This is a genomic window from Niallia sp. NCCP-28, from assembly GCF_023168165.1.
In the GTDB taxonomy this organism is placed as follows: Bacteria; Bacillota; Bacilli; order Bacillales; family Cytobacillaceae; genus Niallia.
This window is the reverse complement of record NZ_BQYJ01000001.1, coordinates 675324-687346: the sequence shown is the minus strand read 5'-3', so window position 1 is coordinate 687346 and position 12023 is coordinate 675324. Positions and strand designations below refer to the sequence as shown.

The window sequence follows — 12023 nt, the reverse complement described above, 5'->3', positions numbered from 1 at the left end:
AGGGAGGAAAAGTATGTTAGGAATAGATATTTTTACAATTATTATTATTGTTTTAGCTGTTATATTAATAGGGGTTTTTCTAACCTTTGTGCCAATTATGCTATGGATTTCTGCTCTTGCAGCAGGTGTAAAGATCAGCATCTTTACATTAGTTGGGATGAGATTAAGAAGGGTAATACCAAGTCGTGTTGTAAATCCGCTGATCAAGGCACATAAAGCGGGGCTGAATGCAACGATTAACCAGCTTGAAAGCCATTATTTAGCAGGAGGAAATGTAGATAGAGTGGTAAACGCATTGATTGCAGCACATCGAGCGAATATAGAGTTGTCGTTTGAAAGATGTGCGGCGATTGATTTAGCTGGCCGCGATGTATTAGAAGCAGTTCAAATGAGCGTAAATCCAAAAGTTATTGAAACGCCATTTATCGCAGGTGTGGCAATGGATGGAATCGAAGTAAAAGCAAAAGCGAGAATTACCGTTCGTGCAAATATCGAAAGACTTGTCGGGGGAGCTGGAGAAGAAACAGTTGTTGCCCGTGTTGGTGAAGGGATTGTTTCTACAATCGGTTCATCTTCTAATCATAAAAAAGTATTAGAAAATCCTGATATGATTTCACAAACGGTATTGTCAAAAGGGCTAGATGCAGGAACTGCGTTTGAAATTCTATCGATTGACATTGCTGATGTGGATATCGGCAAAAATATTGGAGCAGAACTGCAGACAGAACAGGCAGAAGCAGATAAAAAAATAGCTCAGGCAAAGGCAGAAGAACGTAGAGCGATGGCTGTAGCGCAAGAGCAGGAAATGAAGGCAAAAGTTGAGGAAATGCGTGCGAAAGTGGTAGAAGCAGAGGCAGAGGTGCCGATGGCGATGTCAGATGCACTCCGTTCAGGGAATATTGGTGTAATGGACTATATGAATTTGCAAAATATAACGGCAGATACGGAAATGCGCGGTTCTATCGGCAAGTTAACAAATGAAAATAAAGACAATAATAAGAATAGCTAAAATAGACAGCTTTAGATAGGCGCAAGAATAAATAATAGTCTGGATAAAATGATTTTTTTGTTCGTGTTTTTTTCTTGAACTTGGAGGAAAGCTAACAAAATAAAAAATCAATAAAGCTTATACGTAAAAAATTAAGCTGCTAGGGTTATGAGAAACAAGAAAGGAGGCATCTCCTTGGAGTATATTTCAATTATTGCTATTGTTATCGGAGTATTGTTTTCTTTGTTTGAAAAAAGTGGAAAAGAAAAAAAGAAAATACCGACGCCAACACCTATACCAACTAAAAAATACACCCCTTCTTCTTTTTCTGAGGAAAAAAGAAGAGCTGAATCAAAGAAAATTTCTCTTCCTGCAGGGGAACCAGAAACAATAAAATTACAGGGGAAAACAGAATTAGATAAATTAAAACAAGAAAAAAAGATGCTAGAGAAAAAGCTTCAAATTCTAGAGTATCAGACAAAAGTTATGGCAAAAGATTCACTTCCTTCCCAGGAACAAGCAAATGGCGTTTTTACGAAAAATAATGTGGTGGATGCCATTATTTTTTCAGAAGTGTTATCGCCGCCTCCCAGCAGGCGTTTAGCGAAGGGATATAGAAGGAATTCTGTTCGGTAAACAATTTAATGAAAACTGCAAGAAAAGATAAACTTTCCTAGAAAATAGGTGCTAGAATCCTCTTTTTTCTCATAAATATGAGAATTTTTATAGGGGGTTCTTTTTTATATGCTTAAATGATTGATACATCAGTTATATTAGGGGATTGTATAAGATTTGCACTGTTAGCAGTAGGAGGGGGGAGAGTAGGTCATACTTTTAAATTTAATTTAGCAAAACTTCAGTTTCTATGATGTGTGGATGACTCTGCCTATTCCATATATCTACTATGAACCCTGTGAAAGTGTGGAAATATGCCCCCTCTCCTTAACGTAAAGAAAGAGACCCTTTGAGAGTCTCTTATACTTGTTTTGCTTCTAATTCATTTTTTCTGTTAATCAGCGTTCGTTTCTTTATTCCTGTCATTGCTTCAACTTCTTTGTATGTATGAGTCTTAAGCAATTCTAAAGCATGTAGAACTTGTTGCTTGGAATGCTTTCTTGGTCTGCCTTCTCTAAAATCGTCACGTTGCTTAGCCAATGCTTTGCCCTCTTGAGTTCGTTCTACAATCATATCTCTTTCAAACTCTGCGAATGAACTTAGTATATTGAAAATCAGCCTGCCAGTTGCTGTATCTTCTACAAGTCCCATATTAAGAATATGAACCTTCACCCCTCTTGCAAATAGAGCCTTAACTGTTTGAATACCTTCTACTGCTGACCTAGCAAATCTATCTAGCTTCGTTATAACTAATGTGTCGCCTTCTTGTAATGCCTCAAGTAACTTGTTAAACTCGGGTCTATCAGTTTTAGTACCTGTGAACTTCTCTTGATATATGACCTCGCATCCTTCCGCTTGCAAAGCTTGGAGTTGAACCTCTAAGTCTTGTGCTATTGTTGAGACTCTCGCATACCCATACCTCATTGTTATATCCTCACTTTTCACCATCTATTTATTGCACTAAGTTAATGCACCTTATAAAGTTGATTATAGCAAGGGCGTTAGAAAGGTGCAATAACTTTCAAGTATTTGCACTTCGGTGAGGCATGTATATATACACTGCTATCAGTCTATATAAATGGAAAAGAGTTCTTTGTTTACAATAATGGCTTGTTAAAAGGAGGGGAAGTGATATATCAACTAGATTTCATAATCCATCTCAATGACCCGCCTCGAATAGCATCAGTGTTTTAATGATACATTTACTCTTTTATCAAGCTTTACTATGCCTTATATTGGCTTCGTATCGAACAATTATCAACTGCTTGTGTGCTGATGGAGGTGGTCTCTGTATCAAATGAATTATACTAACAAGGAATTAACTCCATAGCAGGATTAAACGCTGTCCTTGGATGCATCCTAAGCAGCAACGAATAATGAGAAGTACTCCCCCTTTAAACCGCCACACAAGCCATTTTAAACGTTTTTGGGTGTTAGTTATTCATTCATTCAGCTTCCGCTTATTGGATTCTAATTTACTTAGAGTCATAAAGCCCATCTTTAACTTAAAGCTTTGAGTATTCTGCAAGTATCATCTATTCGCATTGTTGTAGTGAGCATAGAAATGTGCTTGCCTTTTTAGTGAATTTGCTTAACCTGAGGAGCTTCAAAAATCTCATTAGTAAAGTTAAGCAAAATGTTCTCTTGATTCTCTCAGAAACGCATATAGTTTGCCAAACAGAGAAATAATATCTAAGAGGTGAGAATATGGATAAGAATAGATTAAAATTAACGTCTTCGGAGATAGGAACATTGTGGGGAGAATTTGTAAACGGTACAATGACAGATGTTGTAAATAGATATATGGTTTCTATTATTGAGGATAAACCTATTAAAGCCATTTTTGAGAGTGCTATTAAGACTTTTGAAAAACAAAAGCAACAAATCGTAACTTTTTTGGAGAAAGAGGGATTTCCTGTTCCAATTGGATTTAATGAATCTGACCTCTTTAAGGGTAAACAGAGATTGTTCACAGATATATTTTGCTTGAATTATTTACATATCATGAGCCTACATGGTTTACTGGGACACAGTACTGCATTAGGTGTATCAGTTAGAAAAGACTTAAGAGAGTTTTACGATTCATGTGATAACGATGCAAAAAAGATGTATCATCAAACAATTGAGTTATTACTTGATAAAGGAAATTTTCAAAGAGACCCTTTATTTTATCCAAATAAAAACCCTGAGTATATTTCCAATCAAGATTTCACTGATGGATTTTTCGGAAAGGGTAGAACATTAGCAGCGACAGAAGTTATTAGTATTTCTTTCAACCTTAAAAAAAGCATTATGGCTAAAACTCTTTCTATTGCATTCAGCCAAGTAGCTCAAACAAAAGAAGTAAGAAAGTTTTTAGCTGCTTCGGAAAAAACAGCTGATGGTCAAATAAAAGCATTTTCAAAAATAATGCAAGCGGACAACTTGCCAGCTCCTAAATCTTGGGAAACGGAGGTGACAACTTCAACGGACTCTCCTTTTTCCGATAAATTAATGTTGTATCATATCGGTTTCTTGTTTCAAGCTGCACAAACCTATCATGGGACGGGTCTAGCCTCAGCTATGCGAACAGACCTTGTGACCACTTATGAGAGTACAATTCTAAAAAATCTCTTGGTTACAAAAAAATGGTTTAATTTAATGGTAGAAAATAAATGGTTAGAACAACCGCCGCTTGCTCCTAATAGGAAGGAAATTGCCGAAGAAGTGTAGTTAGAAAATTGGGAAAGTCCTATATAGTATTCTCCTAAAAAATCTTCTGCTTTGATAAAAGGCTATATATCATTTTGTAGCAGACAAGACGGGATTTATTACCCTTTTGTTTATATGTACTTGAATTACTCAATAAACCGCAGATGAATGCAAGAAGGTAAATCACAATCCTTTGCTTACCTTCTTGTAGAACTATTATCTTTGTTCATACTTGTTTTGTATTAAATCAGTAGGGGAACGAAAGATATTGTTTATCCCTAATGAAATCAGAATTTCATTAATCTCAGCCAAGCTTCAATTTGGTTTGTTGCATTAAATAACTAAAACTCTACAGATATAGCCTTATATTGGCTTCGTATCGAACAATTATCAACTGCTTGTGTGCTGATGAGTTGGTCTCTGTATCACCAAAACTACTACAATGAAACTATGCACTAGACTTACATAATGCCCTCAAATTCAAGCTTATATCGAGGAAGGGATTTAGATGTTAGAGACCGTCTTAAAGTATCAATACAAGCCGTCGTGAGCTGTATTATACTTTGAAGAGGGGGAAGTTGACCACTTATCTTGTGAGTTTTATATCCATATCTTGTAATTTTTGTGGTAAAATATAGATGTGGGTGTGAGTGAACGTTAAGGGTGTGATGGCTTGAAAATACAAGAGGTTTTTGATTTATATATTAATAGCGATAAAAAGAAATCTTCACTGAAAGCTCATAAGGGAAAGGTGAGCAAATATATTACTTTTATTGGTAATGAAGATATTGAAATGGCTATGAATGAGGGATTATTACGCAAATACATAATAGAAGATGGAAATTTACAACCAAAGGGAAAATATGATGCCCTACTCAACTTTTATAATTTTTACTATGAAGAAGTTCTGAATATGTCTAAACGAAATGTTCCCCTTTTTCCAATCGATACTAAAGAAGTAGAAACTGGTAAGAGTACAGAAAAGGGAAGAACAACAACTTATTATGTCAAAGGTTTTGATTTTAACCGTTTATTTGAGGATAAACATTATGAGCATTTAAACAACCATGGTGCAACGTTGGCAGTTAAGGCAGCGATAGCATTAGCATTGTCAGCGGGTTATGATAGCGGAGAGATGTTCCCCACAAACAGAGAACATGAAAATGCCATGAAGATGGAGGATATTTTCATGGAAGATGATTACGTTAAGGTTAGGAATTTTTCTAGTCAATCCACTGTGCCGTTCATCATAATACAAGGGAAAAATGCTGGGCATATAAGGGAATATTATAAGTTAAGAGAATCATACTCAGTCAAAAAGAAGTGGCAACAATCCCTCTTTATAGCTAATACTTGGAGGACTAATGAGTTGAATTTTGACTCTAGGATTGCTCAAAAGGGAATTTATACTCCACATGATTTAGTATCATATATGCTGAAGTACATCAGTTTAAAAGAAGGACATCCTACCCCTCATATAACAGATTTAAGGGCTAATATGGTATTACATTCTCTATATAATACTAAAGGCTCTGCATTACAAGATATCATAGAATTGTATGGGTTTCTTCCTTTTGTTAAACAAGCATTTGAGGAATACTGTATGACAACGGCTAGAGATAAAGAGCCAATCTTCTCGGTTCTTTCTTTAGATGAAATTCAACCTGAGGTTAATGATGATGATGTAAATGAAAAAAAAAAGATAGAGTCTAGAATTAATGTTATCGATAGTTTAGTAAGGGATAGTGTAAAAGTCAAACAGTTGAAAGAAATTTACAATAATTGCTGTCAAATATGTGGTGAACAGATTACATTCATTGATGCAATTTCTTATTCTGAAGTTCATCATATTCAACCTTTTAATAAACAGCATAAAGGGATTGATGACAAGTCCAATATGATTGTATTATGTCCTAATCATCATCAGATTTTTGACATGGGAATTATCGCTATAGACCCAGAAAATCCTCAAAGGATATTACATGTTGATAGTAAGAATCCCTTGCATGAGAAGATTCTAGTTGCTAGTAAACATAAACTATCGTCCACTCACGTTAGGTATCATCATGAGAATATTTATTTGCCTTTGAGAAAAAGACTAACAGAAACTAGTAAGCAAGGAATTCATTAGGAACTCCTTGCTTTTACTCTAACTTAGAATTTATGAAAAGATTAACTATATAAAAGAAGGGTTTTATTAGTTAGTTTTACATCCTTTAATTTAGGACATTGCTCTAATTATTCGTTCTTAATAACATCGAAAGGATTCTCATAAATGATAGTTTTACTTGTATTCAAGTGGAATCTTTCCTTCAACTTCTTATCAGCCTTTCTATACTCTAAATTATACTTTTCTTTAATCTCTGATATGCTCCTATCAAATTCTCTGCTTAGTATTGACTTTTTGCTCTGTTTCTCTTTTTTAAACCCGTATTCCCAAGGCTGTAACTGAGAATAATTGATTTGAACATATCTTAGTATTCTGTCTTTAGTTGTGTAACCATGACGCTGAATATCCTTTAAGATAAACTTCTCAATCTGCGTTTGAGTATGTTTGCTATACTCTGATATATAGCGTTCGTCATGGAATATTGAATCAGCGAACTCTTTTCCAAATACCTTTATTAAGAAGAACTTACTGAATCCATTTGCACGAAAGTTATTATCTAGAAGAACATTCGCTCTGCGATTTGCTTCCATTAATAACTCATCGTTATAGATGGGAATGGTGTAAAAATTAATAGGCGATAACTTCTCGTGATTATCAATATTCATTCTTTTAGCCAATGCTTTTAATTCTCTCGTTGCTCTTCGGTCCATGGTTCGATTATGGTTCTGTATCTTTATTTTGTTCATTAACCCTAATGTGCAAAAGATAGATATGTTTCTGTTCCATGTGTTGTAACTGCTAAAGTGTTTAGACGCTAAGTATCTTGATGATGCAAAGAAATAATAGTTTCCTTCTTTTTTAGCCAAGCGACTAGTAATCTTTTCCTCTGAATGCTCAATGAATGTCGTTAAGAAGCGTAATCTGCGCTTAATTAGCTTATAAAGAAAAGGATATCTTTGCTCTAGTTGTTCTTCATTGTTTAGTTGTTCAAGATTCCATGCAATTTTTACATAATGAGGTAAATACTCTGTGAAAGTAAAGCTGTATTTGGCGTTTAATTGCTCATGTAGAAATATGCCTGTATAAACATCTCCCGTTTTTTTATCTTTAATTGACCTATCATCAATGGGAATGAACTGATTGTATAGTTCTCTGTTGTTAATGCTCAATTGACCACCCTCAAACTATTATTATTACTGTGATTATACCATGCTTATAACTTTGTGGAACTATAAATAGGACCAGTTAGTTAAGACGAAAGGATACTCTACTTATGAATATCCTTCGAAGCGATAAGTATCTGTATGAAATCAACTTGCTCAACCTTGAGACCTTTTCTTGATGGATTTATGCCTGTGACCTTCTCGCTTAGCCTTTTATAATAAACCTTGTCCAACATCAGCTTCAATAAACGATTTACTTCGACCATATCATTATAAGAAACTTCCTTATTATATATGTCATTGATTTGTCTGATTTTCTCCAACTTGGATTTGTATTGGGATGTAATGGACTCTTTATCTAAAGAATTGATTTGGTCGAGTAAGTCATCAATTGTGCTTAATACTTGATTCAGCTTTTCTTCAGTATTGGACTTCTCGCTTAAATATTCTTCTTTAGTAAACACTTCCTCAATATATGCGGAACGTATTTTGACTAAGTTCTTATTCAACTTTTCTTGCATTTTCTTTAAGTCCTCGATTCTTTGGAGCAGACTATCCTTTGAAACTGGCTCGGTAGTCTCCAATGCCTTCTGCCATTCATCTCGATAGAAGCGCTCTAGGAATCGAAACTTCTTTTGAAAGGCATCCAATAGGGCTGTTTCAGACACTCCACGATTCCCACATTTACAAGCCTTGAGGTAGATTCTATTGGCTTGTTTAGAATCCTTTTTGAAGCCCATTTTGGATTTACATCTCGTGCAGTAAACAAGGTCTTTGAGTGTGGACAATACCATACCCCTTGAACGATTTCTAGTCTCTAAGTCACCACTCATACGACTCTTGATAGCTTGCTGTACCGAGATGAATTGTTCCTTGGTAATAATTGCTTCATGAGCATGCTTGTTCTCTATAGTCTCGGTGATATTCCCCTTTTTACCTTTGACATTGTATATAATGCTTCCTGTGTAAGTTTTATTCTTAAGAATGGTGTAGACTGCTGTATCAGTGAATTGTTTTTCTGTTTTTGTCTTGAATCCTACTAGCTTCTTCACAATACTAGGAATTCCATAACCGCTTTCAGCATAGTTGAATATCTGTCGTATTATATCTGCTTCTGATTCAACGATTACAAGTTTCTTATCTTTTCCTCGTGTATATCCAAGAGGAGGAACACCTTGTATCCATTCACCCCGTCTTGCACCCTCTATTTTTCCATTCTTCATTCTGCGGGTAATAGTTCTTAACTCTTTACTGGATATCATTGATTCCATATCAAATACGAATTTATCGTCTTCATCACTAAGATTATATATTTTGTTTGGAGTTATGATTGGGACTTCGTTATCTTCTAATACTTTAGCAATCATCTGAGAATAGAGATTATCACGAGCAATACGACTAAGCTCTACGACAACTAGTCCATCATATAAACCTTGTTGAATATCTTTAAGTAATTGTAATAGTTGTTTTCGCTCCTCGAATTTCCCGCCCGACTCAATTTCTTCATATAACTTGTACTGATATTTTCTTGAATCGCATAATCTTGTAGTAATAGTTCTATGATTGAGGAGGACATCATCTGATTCACCATTATCTCTTGAGATACGATTGTATATAGCGACTGTTTTTATTAGCATGATATGAACTCCTGACGAATAGTATAGTAATGAGAACCATTATAGCATACATACTGTCTGTAATAAATCTCATAAATATGAGATGAAAGGGGGTTCTTTTTTTATGGCTAAAAAATGGGGAAATACGCTGCGAAACTGGATGTTGAAAAACTTAGAGCTTCCTCAAGATGTCATGATGGACTTACCTAGAATTACCATGATTGGCCAAATTCATATTTATATTGAGAACCACCGAGGACTTATTACGTTTTCCGATAAGGAGTTGCGACTGCTTCTTAAACAAGGGCAGCTTTTAATAAAAGGAAAAGGTTTTGTCATCAAAACGATTATGCCGGAAGAAATATTGTTGGAAGGGAAAATAGATCATGTCATGTACATAAATGATTAATTCAGGAGGAAGCTATGAAAAATCATTGGATTGAATTTTTTTCAGGTATCGTAACAGTAAAAGCTACTGGGAAAGGGTTGGAAAGATTTTTAAATCAACTGCTCAGAAATAATATTTTAATATGGAATGTGAAAAAACATGGACCAAAGTCAATCACTTTTCAAATGAGTTTAAAAAAGGTGAAAAAATTACGTCATCTTGTAAGAGGAAGTGGGTGCAAAATAGAGTTCCAGCGCCGGGCTGGAGCTCCCTTTCTTTATAAAAGAATGCTAAAAAACAGTGGATTTTTAGCTGGCATTTTTCTTTTTATTGGACTAGTTTTTGTTTTATCAAATATGGTGTGGGGAATCGAAATTAAAGGAGCCAATCCAGCTACAGAATATAAGATTCGCAAACAGTTGGATAAAATGGATATCAAAATAGGGAAACTGCAGTTTTTTACAAAAGAATTGGATGTTATCCAAGAAGAGCTGACAAACAGCATTAATGCGATAACCTGGGTTGGAGTGGAATTAAAAGGGACAACTTATCACTTTCAAGTAGTAGAAAAAAACGAACCAAAAAAAGTACAAAAAACAAGTGCGCAAAACTTAGTTGCAACGAAAACGGCAACGGTTGTAGATTATTTTGTGGAAGAGGGAGAAAAAATTTTTACTGTCAATCAGGTGGTTAAAAAGGGACAACTATTAGTGTCAGGTACAATAGGGAAAGAAGAAAATACAAAAATAGTAGCTGCAAAAGGAAAAGTTTGGGGAGAAACTTGGTTTACTTCAAAAGTCACAGTTCCGCTAAATACAACATTTCAAGTCTTTAATGGCAATGAAAAACAAAAACACTATCTTTCGGTTGGAAAAGTAAATGTGCCAATTTGGGGATTTGGCAAAATGGAATATAAAAATTATGAGGTAGAAGAAAATAAACAATATGTAAAGTTTTTAAAGTGGGAACTGCCGATTACAATTGTAAATAAAACATATCGAGAAAAAGAGGAAGTAATAAGAACTTATAGTAAAAAGGAAGCCATAAAAAAAGGAAAGGAAATGGCTCGAAAAGATGTGCTTAATAAAATTGGGAGAGATGGGAAAATAAAGGAAGAGAAAGTTTTGCACCAATCCATAAAGAATGGTAAAGTAATACTAAATATAGATTTTACAACAATTGAAAACATTGCGAAAGTACAACCTATAACTCAAGGAGACTTGGAATGACAGAAGATTTAAAAACAATGAATGTAAAATTAAATGATCCTAACGAAGCGATTGCCCTACTAGGGAATGGAGACACAAACCTTCAATTATTGGAAAAAGAATTTGATTGCAACATCGTAACAAGAGGAGAAACTTTGTATGTTTCCTCTGTGAATCCGACTAGCATCGATCTTGTTGGAGATGTGGTAGAAAAGCTTTTGCAAGTGATCCGAAAAGGCATATCAATTAGTCAGAGGGATGTTATTTATGCCGTTTCATTGGCGAAAAAAGGTACTTTAGAATATTTTGGCGCTCTTTATGATGAAGAAATAGCCAAAACAATTAAAGGCAAGGCGATTCGCGTTAAAACAATTGGGCAAAGCGAATATATTCAAGCAATGAAAAAAAATGATCTGGTTTTTGGCATAGGCCCTGCTGGTACGGGAAAAACCTATTTGGCAGTAGTAATGGCAGTAAATGCATTAAAAAGCGGGAAAGTGAACCGTATTGTTTTAACGCGCCCCGCGGTGGAAGCTGGAGAGAGTTTAGGGTTTTTGCCAGGCGATTTAAAGGAAAAGGTAGATCCTTATTTGAGACCGCTTTATGATGCCCTGCATGATGTATTAGGCATGGAACATACTGCCCGCTTAATTGAACGAAATACAATTGAAGTAGCGCCGCTCGCCTATATGAGGGGAAGAACGCTAGAAGATGCATATATTATTTTAGATGAAGCGCAAAATACGACACAAGCACAAATGAAGATGTTTTTAACAAGGCTTGGATTTGGTTCTAAAATGGTAATTACAGGTGATAAGACACAAATTGATTTGCCAAAAGGTGTAAAATCAGGTTTAATTGCGTCTGAAAGAATTCTTCAAAATGTATCGGGCATTCGATTTGTCCATCTTGAAGAAAGTGATGTTGTGAGACATCCCCTTGTAGGGAAAATCGTTAGGGCTTATAAAGAAGTGGAAAATGAATAGATGACAAAAGTCGAATCTCTTTGGCTCAGCTTAAATGCGGGTATAGGATATTACCAATTTCCTAAAAAGAGCTTCGACTTTTTATGCATTTAATAAAATATTTTCTATCCGTCGAGTGGAAGCCATAAAAGGTCTTATTGTAAAATAAAGTGAAGTTGCAATGTGAAGGGCCCAGCCTCCAGCTGATTGCATTCTGAGGCAGGGTAGATATTGTTGTAGAAGGCTGCGTTCTTTTATCATGCATTAAAGGGATTTGGT

At 35.2% G+C, this 12023-nt stretch carries 10 protein-coding genes; 7 read left to right on the top strand and 3 right to left on the bottom strand.

The window, feature by feature from the left end:
* Positions 1-13 precede the first annotated feature (13 nt).
* Together floA and NCCP28_RS03505 are read left to right on the top strand one after the other, a co-directional pair.
* Complete coding sequence (gene floA / locus NCCP28_RS03510; protein ID WP_248560000.1) at positions 14-1009, top strand: flotillin-like protein FloA; 996 nt, start codon at positions 14-16, stop codon at positions 1007-1009.
* 174 nt (positions 1010-1183) lie between these two features.
* Complete coding sequence (locus NCCP28_RS03505; RefSeq protein ID WP_248559999.1) at positions 1184-1624, top strand: hypothetical protein; 441 nt, start codon at positions 1184-1186, stop codon at positions 1622-1624.
* Positions 1625-1963: 339 nt separating this feature from the next.
* Here NCCP28_RS03505 and NCCP28_RS03500 read toward each other — a convergent pair whose 3' ends face one another.
* A complete protein-coding gene (locus NCCP28_RS03500) occupies positions 1964-2527 on the bottom strand; it encodes a recombinase family protein (protein WP_248559998.1) in 564 nt (187 codons plus the stop codon).
* Positions 2528-3310: 783 nt separating this feature from the next.
* Between NCCP28_RS03500 and NCCP28_RS03495 the strand changes: the two genes are divergently transcribed.
* On the top strand, positions 3311-4315 hold the full coding sequence (locus NCCP28_RS03495) for a DUF3231 family protein (protein WP_248559997.1): 1005 nt from the start codon (positions 3311-3313) through the stop codon (positions 4313-4315).
* 652 nt (positions 4316-4967) lie between these two features.
* A complete protein-coding gene (locus NCCP28_RS03490) occupies positions 4968-6425 on the top strand; it encodes an HNH endonuclease (protein WP_248559996.1) in 1458 nt (485 codons plus the stop codon).
* A 107-nt stretch (positions 6426-6532) separates the two neighbouring features.
* On the opposite strand, the gene NCCP28_RS03485 is transcribed toward NCCP28_RS03490, so the two are convergent.
* Positions 6533-7573 (bottom strand): hypothetical protein, encoded by a 1041-nt coding sequence (locus NCCP28_RS03485; RefSeq protein ID WP_248559995.1) that lies wholly within the window; start codon positions 7571-7573, stop codon positions 6533-6535.
* Positions 7574-7671: 98 nt separating this feature from the next.
* A complete protein-coding gene (locus tag NCCP28_RS03480) occupies positions 7672-9204 on the bottom strand; it encodes a recombinase family protein (protein WP_248559994.1) in 1533 nt (510 codons plus the stop codon).
* A gap of 103 nt (positions 9205-9307) precedes the next feature.
* On the opposite strand from NCCP28_RS03480, the gene yqfC reads away from it, so the two are divergent.
* Genes yqfC through NCCP28_RS03465 form a run of 3 tightly spaced genes read left to right on the top strand, consistent with a single transcriptional unit; the run spans position 9308 to position 11765 of the window.
* Positions 9308-9592 (top strand): sporulation protein YqfC, encoded by a 285-nt coding sequence (yqfC, locus tag NCCP28_RS03475; protein WP_248559993.1) that lies wholly within the window; start codon positions 9308-9310, stop codon positions 9590-9592.
* Between the two features lie 14 nt (positions 9593-9606).
* Positions 9607-10800, top strand: coding sequence for a sporulation protein YqfD (gene yqfD / locus NCCP28_RS03470; protein ID WP_248559992.1), 1194 nt, complete (start codon positions 9607-9609; stop codon positions 10798-10800).
* The gene (locus NCCP28_RS03465; protein ID WP_248559991.1) at positions 10797-11765 is read left to right on the top strand and encodes a PhoH family protein; all 969 of its coding nucleotides are present in this window, start codon (positions 10797-10799) and stop codon (positions 11763-11765) included. Before yqfD ends, NCCP28_RS03465 begins: the two co-directional genes overlap by 4 nt.
* Positions 11766-12023: the final 258 nt, after the last annotated feature.